General features: G+C 60.5%; 12 protein-coding genes and 1 tRNA gene. 9 read left to right on the forward strand and 4 right to left on the reverse strand.

Features of this window, described 5'->3' with window-relative positions; genetic code table 11:
- Positions 1–110: 110 nt before the first annotated feature.
- Positions 111–197 (reverse strand) — tRNA-Leu (locus Q8K09_RS19375).
- Positions 198–411: 214 nt separating this feature from the next.
- On the opposite strand from Q8K09_RS19375, the gene rnr reads away from it, so the two are divergent.
- The 8 genes from rnr (at position 412) to alr (ending at position 8875) form a co-directional block, all read left to right on the forward strand.
- Positions 412–2958: a ribonuclease R gene (gene rnr, locus Q8K09_RS19380; RefSeq protein WP_305256629.1), complete on the forward strand. Its 2547-nt coding sequence runs from the start codon at positions 412–414 to the stop codon at positions 2956–2958.
- Positions 2955–3707: a 23S rRNA (guanosine(2251)-2'-O)-methyltransferase RlmB gene (gene rlmB, locus Q8K09_RS19385; protein WP_305256630.1), complete on the forward strand. Its 753-nt coding sequence runs from the start codon at positions 2955–2957 to the stop codon at positions 3705–3707. The genes rnr and rlmB overlap by 4 nt, the downstream gene beginning before the upstream one ends.
- A 355-nt stretch (positions 3708–4062) precedes the next feature.
- The gene (gene rpsF / locus Q8K09_RS19390; protein ID WP_289635841.1) at positions 4063–4488 is read left to right on the forward strand and encodes a 30S ribosomal protein S6; all 426 of its coding nucleotides are present in this window, start codon (positions 4063–4065) and stop codon (positions 4486–4488) included.
- A 28-nt stretch (positions 4489–4516) separates the two neighbouring features.
- Positions 4517–4747, forward strand: a complete 231-nt coding sequence (gene rpsR / locus Q8K09_RS19395) for a 30S ribosomal protein S18 (RefSeq protein ID WP_069519637.1) — start codon at positions 4517–4519, stop codon at positions 4745–4747.
- A gap of 36 nt (positions 4748–4783) precedes the next feature.
- The gene (locus tag Q8K09_RS19400; protein ID WP_305256632.1) at positions 4784–5677 is read left to right on the forward strand and encodes a hypothetical protein; all 894 of its coding nucleotides are present in this window, start codon (positions 4784–4786) and stop codon (positions 5675–5677) included.
- Positions 5678–5698: 21 nt separating this feature from the next.
- A complete protein-coding gene (gene rplI, locus Q8K09_RS19405; protein ID WP_305256633.1) occupies positions 5699–6148 on the forward strand; it encodes a 50S ribosomal protein L9 in 450 nt (149 codons plus the stop codon).
- A 145-nt stretch (positions 6149–6293) separates the two neighbouring features.
- Entirely contained in the window at positions 6294–7688 is a 1395-nt protein-coding gene (gene dnaB, locus Q8K09_RS19410) for a replicative DNA helicase (protein WP_305256634.1), read from the forward strand.
- A gap of 104 nt (positions 7689–7792) precedes the next feature.
- Positions 7793–8875, forward strand: a complete 1083-nt coding sequence (gene alr / locus Q8K09_RS19415) for an alanine racemase (RefSeq protein ID WP_305256635.1) — start codon at positions 7793–7795, stop codon at positions 8873–8875.
- A 176-nt stretch (positions 8876–9051) separates the two neighbouring features.
- On the opposite strand, the gene Q8K09_RS19420 is transcribed toward alr, so the two are convergent.
- The gene (locus Q8K09_RS19420) at positions 9052–10959 is read right to left on the reverse strand and encodes a diguanylate cyclase (protein ID WP_305256636.1); all 1908 of its coding nucleotides are present in this window, start codon (positions 10957–10959) and stop codon (positions 9052–9054) included.
- Positions 10960–11162: 203 nt separating this feature from the next.
- On the opposite strand from Q8K09_RS19420, the gene Q8K09_RS19425 reads away from it, so the two are divergent.
- A complete protein-coding gene (locus tag Q8K09_RS19425) occupies positions 11163–13499 on the forward strand; it encodes a YgiQ family radical SAM protein (RefSeq protein ID WP_305256637.1) in 2337 nt (778 codons plus the stop codon).
- A 448-nt stretch (positions 13500–13947) separates the two neighbouring features.
- On the opposite strand, the gene Q8K09_RS19430 is transcribed toward Q8K09_RS19425, so the two are convergent.
- Both Q8K09_RS19430 and Q8K09_RS19435 read right to left on the reverse strand, forming a co-directional pair.
- A complete protein-coding gene (locus Q8K09_RS19430) occupies positions 13948–15219 on the reverse strand; it encodes an Hsp70 family protein (protein ID WP_305256638.1) in 1272 nt (423 codons plus the stop codon).
- A 213-nt stretch (positions 15220–15432) separates the two neighbouring features.
- Positions 15433–16233, reverse strand: coding sequence for an undecaprenyl-diphosphate phosphatase (locus tag Q8K09_RS19435; protein WP_305256639.1), 801 nt, complete (start codon positions 16231–16233; stop codon positions 15433–15435).
- Positions 16234–16301 lie beyond the last annotated feature (68 nt).

The following is a 16301-nucleotide window of genomic DNA, read 5'->3' on the forward strand; positions in this document are numbered from 1 at the left end:
GCCGAAGGAAAGCCCCTCGGGAAGATCGCCCCTGTGCAGCGTGACCGCCATGTTCCGGCTCCGCTTGGCCCCGAAGGGCGGCAGCGGCAGCGGCCGCCGCGAGAAAAGAGTGGTGCCCAGGAGAAGACTCGAACTTCCACGACCGTAAGGTCACCAGCACCTGAAGCTGGCGTGTCTACCAATTTCACCACCTGGGCATTTGTTGCTAACGTAACTTTTTACTATCAACTACAACTCGGTTAACATCGTTTCCCGTTGTTGTGGCGCGCATAATACGGATCGACTTTTTACTTGTAAACCCCTGAAGCGAAAAAATTTTATTATCTGTGCTGGGCTGACCCGAGTAGTGGTTTCGCGCTTCAATAGGCACATGGCAAACCGAATTTATATAGAAAAGGTGAACTCTCTCTAATGGCCGACTGGCAATCCCTCGACCCTGAGGCCGCTCGTGAAGCGGAAAAATACGAAAACCCCATCCCGAGTCGCGAGTTGATTCTGCAGCACCTCGCTGAGCGTGGTTCCCCGGCTAACCGTGAGCAGTTGCTCGACGAGTTCGGCTTGACCACAGAAGAGCAAATCGAGGCGCTGCGCCGTCGACTGCGCGCCATGGAGCGCGACGGTCAGTTGATCTATACCCGTCGCGGCACTTATGCGCCTGTGGACAAGCTGGACCTGATTCTCGGGCGCGTAAGCGGTCACCGTGATGGCTTTGGTTTCCTGATCCCGGACGATGGCAGCGATGACCTGTTCTTGAGCCCGGCGCAAATGCGCCTGGTCTTCGATGGCGACCGTGCCTTGGCACGGGTTACCGGCCTGGATCGGCGCGGCCGCCGGGAAGGCGGTATTGTCGAAGTGCTGACCCGTGCCCACGAAACTATCGTGGGTCGCTATTACGAAGAAAGCGGCATCGGCTTTGTGGTCGCCGACAACCCGAAGATCCAGCAGGAAGTGCTGGTTACTCCGGGGCGCAATGCCGGTGCCAAGCAAGGGCAGTTCGTCGAGGTGAAAATCACCCACTGGCCGACCCCGCGCTTTCAGCCGCAGGGCGACGTGATGGAAGTGGTTGGCAACTACATGGCGCCTGGCATGGAAATCGACGTGGCGCTGCGCAGCTATGACATTCCGCATGTCTGGCCAGAAGCCGTGGTCAAGGAAGCGCGCAAGCTCAGGCCAGAAGTAGAAGACAAGGACAAGGAAAAGCGCATCGATCTGCGCCACCTGCCCTTCGTCACTATCGATGGTGAAGATGCCCGCGATTTCGATGATGCGGTCTACTGCGAGAAGAATGGCAGCAACTGGCGGCTGTTCTCAGGTGGCTGGAAACTGTATGTGGCGATTGCCGATGTTTCCCACTATGTGAAAGTCGATTCGGCGCTGGATGCCGAGGCGCAGGTACGCGGCAACTCGGTGTATTTCCCCGAGCGGGTGATCCCGATGCTGCCGGAGGAGCTGTCCAACGGCCTCTGCTCGCTGAATCCGCAGGTGGATCGTTTGGCCCTGGTCTGCGAGATGAGCATCTCGAAAACCGGCAAGATGGTCGACTACCAGTTCTGCGAAGCGGTGATCCACTCCCATGCGCGCCTGACCTACAACAAGGTCAGTGCCATGCTCGAAGAGCCGAAAGGCAGCGAAGGCAAGGCCTTGCGCAGTGAGTACAAAGAAGTGCTGCCGCATCTCAAGCAGCTCTACTCGCTGTACCAGGTATTGCTGGCGGCACGCCATGAGCGTGGTGCCATCGACTTCGAGACCCAGGAGACGCGGATTGTCTTCGGTGCCGATCGCAAGATCGCCGAAATCCGTCCGACCCAGCGTAATGATGCGCACAAGCTGATCGAGGAATGCATGCTGGCTGCCAACGTGGCCACCGCCGCGTTCATGCAGAAGCATGAAATCCCGGCGCTGTATCGCGTGCATGATGGTCCGCCACCCGAGCGGGTGGAAAAACTCAAGGCTTTCCTCACCGAGTTGGGCCTGTCCCTGCATCGCGGCAAGTCCAAAGAGGGGCCGTCGCCCAAGGACTACCAGGCGCTGCTGGAAAGCATCCGTGGTCGTCCGGATTACCACCTGATCCAGACCGTGATGCTGCGTTCGCTCAGTCAGGCGGTGTACAGCGCCGACAATCAGGGCCACTTCGGCCTGAATTACGAGGCCTATGCCCACTTCACCTCGCCGATCCGACGTTACCCGGATCTGCTGATCCATCGGGCTATCCGCAGTGTGATTCGCTCCAAGCTCGACACCCCGCACGTCAAGCGAGCTGGCGCAGCGAGCATGCCCAAGGCGCGCATCTATCCTTACGATGAGCCGATTCTGGAGCAGCTTGGCGAGCAGTGTTCGATGTCCGAGCGCCGCGCCGACGAGGCGACCCGTGACGTAGTGAACTGGCTGAAATGCGAGTTCATGAAGGATCGTGTCGGCGAAACATTCCCGGGGGTTATTACGGCGGTGACTGGCTTCGGTCTGTTCATCGAGTTGACCGATATCTACGTCGAAGGCTTGGTGCATGTCACCGCCTTGCCGGCCGACTACTACCACTTTGATCCGGTGCATCATCGCCTGGCCGGAGAGCGCAGTGGGCGTAACTTCCGCCTCGGTGACACGGTCGAAGTCAAGGTCATGCGGGTGGATCTGGACGAGCGCAAGATCGACTTCGAAATGGCCCAGAGCGTCGTGGATGCGCCAGTCGGGCGCCGGCGCGGTGGTTTCGAGTCAGCTGCAGGTAAAACTGAGCGCAGGGACGGGCGAGTTACCGCTGCTGCTGGTACCGATGTGGACAAAAGTCGCGAGCTGAAAAAGGCACTGTTGGCCGAGTCCAAAGGCAAGGGTCGCGGCGCTAAAAGCGAATCCACCAGGCCAGCGAGCGCGGATGCCAAATCCGCCAAGCACCGCAAGGGGCCGCCAAAAGGCGGGGCTCCGGCTGCTGGTGGCGCTCCACGCAAGCGTAAGGCGAAGTCATGAGTCAGCTGGAAAAGATCTACGGCGTGCATGCCGTGGAAGCCTTGCTGCGTCATCACCCCAAGCGGGTCAAGCAGGTCTGGCTCGCTGAAGGGCGTAATGATCCTCGGGTGCAAGTCCTGCTTGCATTGGCGGCTGAGGCGCGGGTTGCCGTTGGCCAGTGCGAGCGCCGGGAGATGGATGTCTGGGTCGAAGGCGTGCATCAGGGTGTGGTTGCCGATGTCAGTCCTAGTCAGGTCTGGGGGGAGGCGATGCTCGAGGAGTTACTTGATCGCGCCATAGGTCCGCCGCTGTTGCTGGTGCTGGACGGGGTAACCGATCCGCACAACCTCGGCGCCTGTCTGCGTACCGCCGATGCCGCGGGTGCGTTGGCGGTGATCGTGCCGAAGGACAAGTCTGCCACGCTCAATGCCACGGTACGCAAGGTGGCCTGCGGGGCCGCCGAGGTGATTCCGCTGGTGGCGGTGACTAACCTGGCGCGCAGTCTGGAGAAACTCCGGCAGCGTGGTCTGTGGGTGGTTGGTACTGCGGGTGAAGCTGAGCAAGAGCTGTATCAGTACGACATGACCGGGCCAACGGTGCTGGTCATGGGGGCTGAAGGCAAAGGCATGCGCCGTCTGACTCGCGAGCATTGCGATTACCTGGTCAGGCTGCCAATGGCGGGCAGCGTCAGTAGTCTCAATGTCTCGGTCGCGACCGGGGTCTGTCTGTTCGAAGCACTGCGCCAGCGCAGCAGCAAGAGCAAAGCTTAATCCCCATAGGCGTCAGCTTGCTGGTGATCTGCTCTCCATTTGAGTCGATCGCCAGCAGGCGCGCAGACCGGGCTGGGCTGAGTTTGGCGTGGATGTCGACGGTCGAGCGGAGCGCTACGCGCTCGCTGTTGGGCTTCGTCGCTGCGTTCCTCGGGCTGCGCGTCCCGACCTGACCTGTCAGTTGTTCAAATAATCACCAATCCACCTTGCTTGTGCCTGGGCGCTTCTCTAGAATAGCGCCCCTTGCTGCGACGGCAGGCGCTATTGCGCCCTTCTGTTTCGGCAAGACACACAGTGATATTCACTCCTTGCCTGACCGCGTTTGGCGGCAGGCTTCAACCCGTAAGGAGCATTTATGCGTCATTACGAAATCATCTTTCTGGTTCACCCGGATCAGAGCGAGCAAGTCGGCGGCATGGTTGAGCGTTACACCAAGCTGATCGAAGAAGACGGCGGTAAGATTCACCGCCTGGAAGATTGGGGTCGTCGTCAGCTGGCTTACGCCATCAACAACGTCCACAAAGCTCACTACGTGATGCTCAACGTTGAGTGCACTGGCAAGGCCCTGGCCGAGCTGGAAGACAACTTCCGTTACAACGATGCCGTGATCCGTAACCTGGTCATCCGTCGCGACGAGGCCGTTATCGACCAGTCCGAGATGCTCAAGGCCGAAGAAAACCGCAGTGAGCGCCGTGAGCGTCGCGACCGTCCTGACAGTGCCGATTCCGCCGATGGCGATGACAGCGACTCCAGTGACAGCAGCGATAACGCTGACGAGTAATCCACGGATCTATTGAGGAGCCACTCTCATGGCACGTTTCTTCCGTCGTCGTAAATTCTGCCGTTTTACTGCAGAAGAAGTGAAAGAGATCGATTTCAAAGATCTCAACACGCTGAAAGCTTACATCTCGGAAACCGGCAAGATCGTTCCTAGCCGTATCACCGGTACTAAGGCTCGTTATCAGCGTCAGCTGGCTACCGCTATCAAGCGCGCCCGCTTCCTGGCCCTGCTGCCCTACACCGACAGCCACGGCCGCTGATACCGGGTGTTCGACAAGAAGTAAGGGATAAAACGCATGCGCGCCTTAGCTGAATTCATTATGCGCGGCCGCATGCAGGCCATCCTTGTGGTGGTCGTTTCGGCGGCATTGCCGTTGCTGTTCTGGTTAAGTGCTGCCGCAGGTTGCCTGGTGCTCCTGCGGCGCGGTTTGAGTGATGCCCTGGGCATCCTCGCTTGGGCCATGCTACCGGCGATAGTCTGGTGGTATTTTGGTGAGCCGCGCACCCTGTTGGTGTTGCTCGGTGCACTGGGGCTGGCGTTGTTGTTACGCGCCAGTCTGTCCTGGGATCGTGTGCTGCTTTGCAGCGTGGCATTGGGCTTGGTGTACGGGTTGGTTTTGGGCGCGGTGTTCCGCGAACCCATCGCGGCGATGGCAGGTGAGCTACAAAAGCTCCTGCCGCAAATGCTCGATGGGGTTCACCAGCAGATGTCGGTGGACGATCGAGCGCGCCTGGACAGCCTGATTGCACCGGTACTAACCGGTTTATTAGCGGCTTTGCTGCAGATTGTCAGCCTGTTGAGCCTGCTGGTTGGGCGATATTGGCAGGCGTTGTTGTACAACCCTGGTGGTTTTGGGCGCGAGTTTCGTGCGCTACGACTGCCGCTGGCACCGGCTATGTTGCTGCTGGTTGGCATGCTAATGGGCCCCAATCTGGGGCCGCAGATGGCCATGTTGACCCCGCTGTGCAGTGTGCCGCTGGTGTTCGCCGCCGTTGCCCTGTTGCACGGGCTGGTGGCGCAAGGGCGATTGGCCAAGTTCTGGCTAGTCGGGTTGTACATCACGCTGCTGCTGTTTATGCAGCTGACTTATCCGTTACTGGTGGTTTTGGCCATTGTCGACAGCCTGTTTGATTTTCGTGGTCGCTTCGAGCGCAAGCAAGGCTCGGGTCCTGCGAACGGTGAAGGTTAAAAGTTAAGAGGTTATTACCAAATGGAACTGATCCTGCTGGAAAAAATCGCCAACCTGGGCAACCTGGGCGATAAAGTGAACGTTAAGGCCGGTTACGGTCGTAACTTCCTGCTGCCATTCGGCAAAGCTACCGCTGCAACTGCTGCCAACGTGGCTGCGTTTGAAGCGCGTCGTGCCGAATTGGAACAGCTGGCTGCCGATAAGAAAGCATCTGCTGAAACTCGCGCCGCACAGCTGGCTGAACTGGAAGTCACCATCACCGCCACCGCGGGCGATGAAGGCAAGCTGTTCGGCTCCATCGGCACTCACGACATCGCTGATGCCCTGACCGCCTCCGGCGTGGAAGTGGCCAAGGCTGAAGTGCGTCTGCCGAACGGTACCATTCGCCAGATTGGTGAATACGACGTGGCTGTGCACCTGCACTCCGACGTTGAAGCGACCGTACGCGTCGTTGTGGTTGCAGCAGTCTAAGAGCCTTGCTCTGAAGCTAGCCGCTCAACGGGCTTGCGCTTAGGTGCAAGCCCGTTAACATCGGGCACGGCATTGCGAAAGCGATGCCGTGCCCTTTGTTTTTCAACTCTCGAAATTTAGTGCATCCGATTTTGCCCAGAGCCTTATGAACGACATCAGTATTCCCGAGCAATATGATCTGCAAACCTCCGCCTTGAAAGTGCCGCCGCACTCGATCGAGGCCGAGCAAGCCGTGTTGGGTGGTCTGATGCTCGACAACAACGCCTGGGAGCGGGTGCTCGATGCGGTGTCCGATGGCGATTTCTATCGCCACGACCATCGCCTGATCTTTCGTGCCATCTTCAAGCTTGCCGAGCGTAACCACCCGTTCGACGTGGTTACCGTGTCCGAGCAGTTGGACAAGGAGGGGCAGCTGTCCCAAGTTGGCGGCTTGGCTTATCTGGGCGAGCTGGCGAAGAACATTCCGTCGGTGGCCAACATCAAGGCCTATGCGCAGATCATTCGTGAGCGCGCCACCTTGCGCCAGTTGATCGGCATCAGTGGTGAAATTGCCGACAGTGCTTATTCGCCGCAGGGGCGTACGGGCGAGGAGATTCTCGACGAGGCCGAGCGACTGATCTTCCAGATTGCCGAGGCGCGGCCTAAAAGCGGTGGCCCGGTGGGCATCAATGACATCCTGGTCAAGGCCATCGACCGCATCGACACCTTGTTCAACTCGGGCGACGCGATCACCGGGCTGTCCACTGGGTTTACCGATCTGGATGCGCAGACCAGCGGCCTGCAGCCGGCCGACCTGGTCATCGTCGCCGGTCGTCCCTCCATGGGTAAGACCACCTTTGCCATGAACCTGGTGGAAAACGCGGTGCTGCGCAGCGACAAGGCCATCGTTGTGTATTCCCTGGAGATGCCGTCTGACTCCATCGTCATGCGGATGCTTGCCTCGCTCGGTCGTATTGACCAGACCAAGGTGCGCGCGGGTCGTCTGGATGACGACGATTGGCCGCGCCTGACCTCGGCGGTCAACCTGCTCAACGACCGCAAGCTGTTCATCGATGACACCGCGGGTATCTCGCCGTCGGAGATGCGTGCGCGCACCCGGCGCCTGGCCCGCGAGCACGGCGAGATCGGCATGATCATGGTCGATTACCTGCAGCTGATGCAGATTCCGGGTTCCAGTAGCGACAGCCGAGTCAACGAGATCTCCGAGATTTCCCGTTCGCTCAAGGCTTTGGCCAAAGAATTCAATTGCCCGGTGATCGCTCTGTCGCAGCTCAACCGTTCCCTGGAACAGCGACCAAACAAGCGCCCGATCAACTCCGACTTGCGTGAGTCGGGAGCGATCGAGCAGGACGCCGACATCATCATGTTCGTCTACCGTGATGAGGTTTATCACCCGGAGACCGAGTTCAAGGGTGTGGCCGAGATCATTATCGGTAAGCAGCGTAACGGGCCTATCGGTACCACGCGGCTGGCTTTTCTCGGCAAGTATTCGCGCTTCGAGAACCTGGCGCCGGGCAGCTATCAGTTTGACGAGGACTAAGGCTGCGGTGCGACGCACTACGTGTGCTTAGCGAGTCAGATCAATAATAACGGGCGATCAGTGGTTAAACTGGTCGCCCGTTTTGTTTTCAGGACATTCCGCTCATGCGCCCGCTAGTCGCCACCATCGATCTTGCCGCGATCCGTCATAACTATGCGGTTGCCAAACGCTGTGCGCCGGGCCGTCAGGCCTTTGCGGTGGTCAAGGCGAATGCCTACGGGCATGGCGTGCGCGAAGTGGTGACGGCCCTGGTCGAGCAGGTCGATGGTTTTGCCGTTGCCTGCCTGGAGGAAGCGGTCGAAGTTCGATCGCTGTGCAGCGAGACGCGGATCTTGCTGCTGGAAGGCTGTTTCGATGCGGCGGAATATCAATTGGCTGGGCAGTTGGGCCTGGATCTGGTGTTGCACGGCGAGCAGCAGGCGGCGGATTTTCTTGCCGCAAAACTGAGTCGGCCGTTGAAGGTCTGGCTGAAACTGGACAGTGGCATGCATCGTCTGGGTTTCAGTGCGCCCGCCCTGCGCGCCTGGCACGGGCGCTTGCAGGGCGCAATGCAAGTTGCCGAGTTGAATCTGATCAGCCACTTTGCCTGCGCCGACGAGCGTGGCCATGAGCTGACCGAGCAGCAGTTGGAGGCATTTCTCGATGTGCTCGATCTGGACTTCGCCCAGCGCTCGCTGGCCAACTCGGCGGCCATTCTGACCATTCCGGCGGCGCATATGGATTGGTTGCGCCCGGGCATCATGCTTTATGGCGCGACACCGTTTGCCGAGCTGGGCGCTGCCGAGCTGGGCCTGGTGCCGGCGATGACTCTGACCGCGCAACTGATTGCCTGCCGCGATGTGGCTGTAGGCGAAAGCGTCGGCTATGGCGCCAGTTGGCGAGCCGCGCGGCCGTCGCGCATCGGCACCGTGAGTTGCGGTTACGCCGATGGTTATCCGCGCCATGCGCCGAGCGGCACGCCGTTGTTGGTCCGCGGGCAGCGGGTGGCGCTGGCGGGCCGGGTGTCGATGGATATGCTGGCGATCGATCTTACCGATCTGCCAGATGCCCGGGTTGGTGATGAAGTGCAGCTGTGGGGGGCGCAGCTGCCTGTCGATGAGGTCGCGCAGGCAGCTGGCACCCTCGGCTACGAGCTGCTGAGCAAGGTCACGCAACGCGTGCCGCGGCGTTATCTAGGCGCCTGCTAGCAGCCTGTCGGACTTGACCGCCCGTAGCGAGGGAAAGTCCGGGTTGAGGCGGTTTTTGTGCGCTTTTGAGGCGAAAGGCCGCCCCGCTAATAGTCGCTCTATTTAACGAAAAAGCGCGCGAAAAATGACCAGTCCCGGCTTTTCCGCAGTAGGGCAGTGTTAAGTCCGACAGGCTGCTAGAGGCCGCTGGTTACCTTGATTACATCCAGCTGCAGGCGTGCGCTGCTGCTCAGTTCGCCGTTTTCGCCGCAAACCGACGAACCAGAGCGGCCGCGGGCCTTGACCCTGTACAGCGCCTCATCGGCAGCCTTGTAGAGGCTGGCGAAATGGTCAGCGTGCTGCGGGTACAGGGCCACGCCGATACTGATGGTCACGCTCAGGCGTTCGGCGCCATAGAGAACGGGCTGCGCCAGTTCAGTGAGCAGGCGCGAGGCGATCTCGCGGGCGTGCCGTTCAGCCTCGTCGCCGCAGATCAGTACGGCGAACTCATCGCCGCCCAGCCGCGCCACGCTATCGCCGCTGCGCACATGTTCGCGCAGGCGCTTGGCGACTGCTTGCAGCATCAGGTCGCCGGCGTCGTGGCCGAAACGGTCATTGATCGGTTTGAAATGATCGAGATCGATCAGCATCAAGGCCACGCTCTCGCCATGGCGCTTGGCATTGGCCAGAGCGGTTTCGGTGCGCTCTACCAGATAGCGGCGATTCGGCAGTTCGGTCAACGGATCGTGGAACGCTGCGTGTTGCAGCTCCAGCTCGCGCTGCAACAGCCGCTGGTTGGTTGCCGCCAGCTCTGCAGTGCGCTGCTGCACGGCGTGCTGCAGTTGGTCGGCAGTGTTCTGGGCCAGCGCCAGGCGTGCGGATTTCTCGCAGTCAGCCTGCCTTTGCGCGTCGGCCTTCTCTTGCTTGAGGATTTGAATGCGATAGGCCAAGGCAAAGGAAAACAGGATGGTTTCTGCGGCAACCGACAGCGGAAACAGGTAGGCGGTGAAGTTGTGCGGCTCGATCAGCCCGGCCGCGCGCATCACCAGCACTAGGGTGCTGCCGAGAACGGCGCCGTAGCCGAGCAGGTAAAAGCGCGCCGGGAAGAAGCCCTGGTAGCAGCGCACGCCGGCACTGAGCAGCGCGGTAGGCACCGTGACGAGGGGTGTCAGGGCGATCAGCAGGGCGCCTTCGCGGCGATAGCCGAAGGCATTGATCGCGATGGCGATGACATACAGGGCGCAGCCGGCATTCAGTAGGCGATGCGGCCAGGGCAAGCCGCGTTTGGTGTAGAGCAACTCCTGGGTGAAGCGTATGACGAAGATGCCCCAGAGTGAGGGCAGGGTGATGCGATCCAGCCAGAAGGGCACGGCGTTATCGGGCCACAGGTACTGGAAGCCGTGACCGGTCATGCTGAGGATGAATACCAGCACGCAGGCGGTGGCCAGCACGTACCAGAGGTAGGCCTTGTCGCGCAGGGCGATCAGGATGAACAGGTTGTAGAGCAGCAGTGCCAGGATCATTCCGTAAATCAGGCCGAAGCCGATATTTTCATTGCTGGCCTTTTGTTCGAGGTCGCCGAGCTGCCAGATGGTCAGGGGGAAGGAGTTGCCGGCGGGGTCGAGGCTGCGAAAGTACAGGGTCAGAGGTTCTTCGCCCAGTTCGGGCAGCTTGAAGACCATGCGCCTATAGGTGTAATCGCGGCCCTCGGCGTAGGGTACTGCTGTGCCCGTTGCGCGCGTGTGCCAGCCGCCCTGGCCGTCGGGCAGGTAGAGTTGCAGGTTGAATAGGGTGATGCCGGCATTTTCCAGCCACCACTGGCGAGGCGCGTCCTGACTGCGTTGCAGGGTGACCTTGAGCCACCAGGGATGGCGGCTCTGGCCGACGGTGGCCCGGCCATTGGCTGGCTGGAAACGGTCTTGCACGGCTGGTTCTGCCATGTCGGCGATGGTCAGGCGCGCGCCGGTGTCTTCCAACAGCTCGATCTGTGCGTTGAGTATGTCTCCGCTGCTGGCGCTGTCGAGCAGGATGATCGTCGCATGTGTCACGCCGGGGAGGCAGGTCAGGCTCAGCAGTAGCGTGAGTGATAAGGCGATTCGCTGCACTGCAAGCACTCCTTGTGCTTCGCTGTTACTGGCGAAACAATTGGCCGAGTATAGCCATAACTCGGTATGTGATCACAAATGCCGTGTGGCGCTGCTTAGGCCGATGAAAAAGGTTTATTGTTTGTCCCAGTACCAAGGTCGGGTTTGGTCAAATTTTGTGCTATATTCCACGGCCGTTTAATCCTGATATCTCGGTCATTTTCATGCACGCTGCCAAGCCGTTATTCGACTATCCAAAATACTGGGCTGAGTGCTTCGGCCCGGCGCCTTTCCTGCCGATGAGCCGGGAAGAGATGGATCAACTCGGCTGGGACAGTTGCGACATCATCATCGTCACCGGTGATGCCTATGTTGACCATCCGTCGTTCGGCATGGCGATCATCGGTCGCCTGCTTGAGTCCCAAGGCTTTCGCGTGGGCATCATTGCCCAGCCGGACTGGAGCAGTAAAGACGATTTCATGAAGCTCGGCGAGCCGAACCTGTTCTTTGGCGTCGCTGCCGGCAACATGGATTCGATGATCAACCGTTACACCGCCGACAAGAAAATCCGTTCCGACGACGCCTATACCCCCGGCGGTCTGGCCGGCAAACGTCCGGATCGTGCCAGCCTGGTCTATAGCCAGCGCTGCAAGGAAGCCTACAAGCATGTGCCGATCGTGCTCGGCGGCATCGAGGCCTCGCTGCGCCGCATTGCTCATTACGATTACTGGCAGGACAAAGTCCGCCACTCGATCCTGATCGATGCCTGCGCCGACATCCTGCTCTATGGCAACGCCGAGCGTGCCATCGTCGAAGTGGCCCAGCGCCTGTCCTACGGCCACAAGATCGAACAGATCACCGATATTCGCGGCACCGCTTTCATTCGCCGTGACACGCCCGCTGACTGGATGGAAATCGACTCCAGTCGTATCGACCGTCCGGGCAAAGTCGACAAGATCATCAATCCCTACGTCAACACTCAGGACACCCAAGCCTGTGCAATCGAGCAGGAAAAGGGTGCTCCGGTCGAAGACCCCAACGAGGCCAAGGTGGTGCAGCTGCTGGCGCACCCGCGGTTGGAGCGAGACAAGACGGTGATCCGCCTGCCCTCGTTCGAGAAGGTGCGGGCTGACTCGGTGTTGTACGCCCACGCTAACCGCGTGCTGCACCTGGAAACCAACCCAGGGAACGCCCGCGCCCTGGTGCAGAAGCATGGCGAGGTGGATGTCTGGTTCAACCCGCCACCCATCCCCATGACCACCGAAGAGATGGACTACGTGTTCGGTATGCCCTATGCGCGCATTCCGCATCCGGCGTATGGCAAGGAGAAGATTCCGGCCTACGATATGATCCGTTTCTCGGTGAATATCATGCGTGGTTGTTTCGGCGGCTGTACCTTCTGCTCGATCACTGAGCATGAAGGGCGAATCATCCAGAACCGCTCGGAAGAATCGATCATTCGTGAGATCGAAGAGATTCGCGACAAAGTGCCGGGTTTTACCGGGGTGATTTCCGATCTTGGCGGGCCGACTGCGAATATGTACCGCATCGCCTGCAAGAGCCCGGAGATCGAGTCGGCCTGCCGCAAGCCGTCCTGCGTGTTCCCCGGGATCTGCGAGAACCTCAACACCGACCACTCGGCACTGATCCAGTTGTACCGTTCGGCGCGCGCCTTGCCGGGGGTGAAGAAGATTCTGATCGCTTCGGGTCTGCGCTACGACCTGGCCGTGGAATCGCCGGAGTACGTCAAGGAACTGGTCACCCACCACGTTGGCGGCTACCTGAAGATCGCCCCGGAGCACACCGAGGAAGGCCCGCTCAACCAGATGATGAAGCCGGGTATCGGCAGCTACGACAAGTTCAAGCGCATGTTCGAGAAGTATTCGAAAGAGGCGGGCAAGGAACAGTACCTGATCCCCTATTTTATCGCCGCACACCCGGGCACCAGCGACGAAGACATGATGAACCTGGCCCTGTGGCTCAAGGGCAACGGTTTCCGTGCCGACCAGGTGCAGGCCTTCTACCCCTCGCCGATGGCCACCGCCACCGCCATGTACCACTCAGGCAAGAATCCGCTGCGCAAGGTCACCTACAAGTCTGATGGTGTGGCCATCGTCAAAAGTGAGGCCCAGCGTCGCTTGCACAAGGCATTCTTGCGCTACCACGACCCGAAAGGCTGGCCAATGTTGCGCGAGGCGCTGGAGCGCATGGGTCGTAGCGATCTGATCGGGCCGGGCAAGAACCAGTTGATTCCGTTGCATCAGCCGGCCACCGACAGCTACCAGAGCGCGCGGCGCAAGAACTCCACCCCGGTCGGCAGCAAGAAGGTCGGTGGGGCTGCGGCTGCTCGTGGTGCCGGTGAAAAGACTCGCCCGTTGCTGACCCAGCACACCGGCTTGCCGCCGCGTGATACCGGCGCAGGCGCTGGCAATCCCTGGGACAAGCGTGAGCAAGCCAAGGCTGCCGCTCAGGTGCGTAACCAGCAGGCTGCCAAAGAGCGTTCGGATGCCGCCAAGGGCAAAGGCAAGAAGCCGCCGAAGAAGCCGGTCGTACCGCGTTAATAGATGCAGGGCGGACATGCCGAAGGCTGGTCCGCCCTTCTGGTGGACCAGCCTTCGATAAGCACCGGTCTCCGGGCGCCGCGACCGAACGCAGCGATACCCTGGAATGTGCCCCGGGTATCGCGTTGCTCAACCCAGGCTACGGGTTCGTTGTATGCCGCTTATTCGTGGTTTTGCGCGTAGCCCGGGTTGAGCGCAGCGATACCCGGGAGAGTGGCGCCTGGCTGTCGTGATTCTCAACCTCTGCGACCCAGCTCAACTCAACTCGCCTTGGCTTTGGCTGCAAGCCTTAGCAGGCCGTTGAAAAACTACCCCTGAAATGTGCCCTGGGTATCGCGTTGCTCAACCCAGGCTACGGGTTCGTCGTATGCCGCTCATTCGTGGGTTTGCCGGTAGCCCGGGTTGAGCGCAGTGATACCCGGGAGAGCGGCGCCTGGCTGTCGCAATGCTAGACGTTGCCGTAACGCTTCTGCGCCTCGATGGCCAGGCCGCTGCCGATGCTGCCGAAGGTATTGCCTTCCACATGCTGGGCATTGGGCAGCATGGCGGCGACGCTCTGGCGCAGGGCCGGGATGCCGCTGGAGCCGCCAGTAAAGAACACGGTATCGACCTGCTCGACGCTCACCCCAGCATCGCTGAGCAGTTGCGTCACGCTGGCGCGCACGCGCTCGAGCAACGGCGCGATGGCGGTTTCAAACAGCTCGCGAGTCAGCTCGGCAACCAGGCCGGGTTCGATACGCCCCAGATCGATGGGCTGTGCCGCCTGCTCGGTCAGGGCGATCTTGCTGTCTTCCACCTGCATCGCCAACCAGTGCCCGTCACGTCGCTCAATCAGCTTGAACAGACGGTCAATGCCGGTGGGGTCAAGAATGTCGTAGCGCATGCTCTGTAGTTGGCGTTGCGATTGTGCCGAGTAGACCGCATTGATGGTGTGCCAGGTGGCCAGGCTGAGGTGGGTGCTGGTTGGCATTGGTGCGGCGCTTTTCATCCGGCTGCCGTAGCCAAACAGCGGCATCACACCCTGCAGGCTGAGCTGCTTGTCAAAGTCGGTGCCTCCTATATGCACGCCGCCGGTGGCGAGGATATCGTCATGCCGCTCGGCGACGCTGCGTCGTTCGGGCGACAGGCGTACCAGGGAAAAGTCCGAGGTGCCGCCGCCGATGTCGACGATCAGCACCAGCTCCTCGCGAGTGATGCCTGACTCGTAGTCGAAGGCCGCTGCAATCGGTTCGTACTGGAACGACACGTCCTTGAAACCGAGCTTATGCGCCACGGCCACCAGGGTGTTCTGTGCGTCCTGGTCGGCGATCGGGTCGTCATCGACGAAAAACACCGGGCGGCCAAGCACCACTTCCTCGAATGGCCGCTGGGCTTCGGTTTCGGCGCGCTTTTTCAGCTCGCCGATAAAGAAGCCGAGCAGGTCCTTGAACGGCAGGGCGCTGCCCAGGATGGTGGTTTCGCTCTTCAGCAGCTTGGAGCCGAGCAGGCTCTTCAGCGAGCGCATCAGCCGACCTTCATAGCCTTCGAGGTATTCCTGCAGGGCCAGTCGGCCGTACACCGGGCGGCGCTCCTCAAGGTTGAAGAACACCACCGAAGGCAGGGTGATTTTGCCGTCTTCAAGCGTGATAAGTGTCTCGGCGTCAGGGCGAAGCCAGCCGACGGTGGAGTTGGAGGTGCCAAAGTCGATGCCGCAGGCGCGGGCGGGAGTGGATAAAGTCATGCGGCGCGCTGTTCCTGAAAAAATTACCGGGAGAGTTTCTTGACGTCGCGTCGCGACGGCCCGGAGGGTGGCCGCCATGCAAGGCATGGCCACAAAAAATGGCCGGGCATTCTATGTCAGCGCCGCGCTTCGCGCTTGTGCCTTTTCGGGAGGCCCGACGAAGAACTCTGTTGGCCGTACAGTATTGCTGCTGCCCTGGGTGCGCGACAGACCCTAGCCCAGGCCGAGAAAGACGAATAAACCCAGGCCCAGACAGAGCCGGTAGATGACGAAGGGCAGCATGCTGATGCGTTCCAGTAGCTTGAGAAACCAGTGGATGCACAGCAGGGCGCTGACGAAGGACACCAGGGTGCCCAGGCCAATCTGCGCCCAGTTCACTGCCTCACCTGCCTCTGCCAGTTTGAGGCCTTCATAGCTGCCGGCCATGACAATGATCGGGATCGACATCAGAAACGAGAAGCGCGCCGCGGCGGTTCGGCTCAGGCCGAGCATCAGGGCGGCGGTCATGGTAATGCCTGAGCGTGATGTGCCGGGAATCAGGGCCAGCGCTTGGGCGAAGCCGATGATGACGACATCTTTCCAGCTGGCCTGGTATTCATCCTTGGCTTGTCGGGCGCGGCTATCCGCCCACCACAACAGCAAGCCGAAGAGGATGGTGGTTGCGGCGATCACCCAGGCGGAGCGGGCGTAATGCGCAATATGTTCGCTGGCCAGCAGGCCGAAGGCCATTGCCGGCAGGGTCGCCACGGCGATCTGCCAGGCCAGGTGCGACTCCTGGTTATGCTCACCGCCGAATGAGCGGCACCAGGCGATCAGCAGGCGCTTGACCTCGTGACGGAAGTAACAGACCACCGCCAGCAGGGTGCCGACGTGCACGGCCACATCGAAGGCCAGACCTTGGTCGGCCCAGCCCAGTACCTGCGACGGCAGGATCAGGTGGGCGGAGGAGGAAATCGGCAGGAATTCGGTCAGCCCTTGTATCAGGGCCAGGGCAATGGTTTCCAGGGGGTTCAAAAGGGCTCCTTGACGTGCGCGGGGTGGGGCCTGGAGCGGGCCAGACAAACGGCGGCCATTCTGCCGGG

The organism is Pseudomonas sp. (genome assembly GCF_030683065.1).
Taxonomy (GTDB): domain Bacteria; phylum Pseudomonadota; class Gammaproteobacteria; order Pseudomonadales; family Pseudomonadaceae; genus Aquipseudomonas.

Bases quoted from the DNA above. Each gene is read 5' to 3' on its own strand.
- rnr (WP_305256629.1), top strand. From the start codon at position 412: ATGGCCGACTGGCAATCCCTCGACCCTGAGGCCGCTCGTGAAGCGGAA.
- rlmB (WP_305256630.1), top strand. From the start codon at position 2,955: ATGAGTCAGCTGGAAAAGATCTACGGCGTGCATGCCGTGGAAGCCTTG.
- rpsF (WP_289635841.1), top strand. From the start codon at position 4,063: ATGCGTCATTACGAAATCATCTTTCTGGTTCACCCGGATCAGAGCGAG.
- rpsR (WP_069519637.1), top strand. From the start codon at position 4,517: ATGGCACGTTTCTTCCGTCGTCGTAAATTCTGCCGTTTTACTGCAGAA.
- Q8K09_RS19400 (WP_305256632.1), top strand. From the start codon at position 4,784: ATGCGCGCCTTAGCTGAATTCATTATGCGCGGCCGCATGCAGGCCATC.
- rplI (WP_305256633.1), top strand. From the start codon at position 5,699: ATGGAACTGATCCTGCTGGAAAAAATCGCCAACCTGGGCAACCTGGGC.
- dnaB (WP_305256634.1), top strand. From the start codon at position 6,294: ATGAACGACATCAGTATTCCCGAGCAATATGATCTGCAAACCTCCGCC.
- alr (WP_305256635.1), top strand. From the start codon at position 7,793: ATGCGCCCGCTAGTCGCCACCATCGATCTTGCCGCGATCCGTCATAAC.
- Q8K09_RS19425 (WP_305256637.1), top strand. From the start codon at position 11,163: ATGCACGCTGCCAAGCCGTTATTCGACTATCCAAAATACTGGGCTGAG.
- Q8K09_RS19430 (WP_305256638.1), bottom strand. From the start codon at position 15,219: ATGACTTTATCCACTCCCGCCCGCGCCTGCGGCATCGACTTTGGCACC.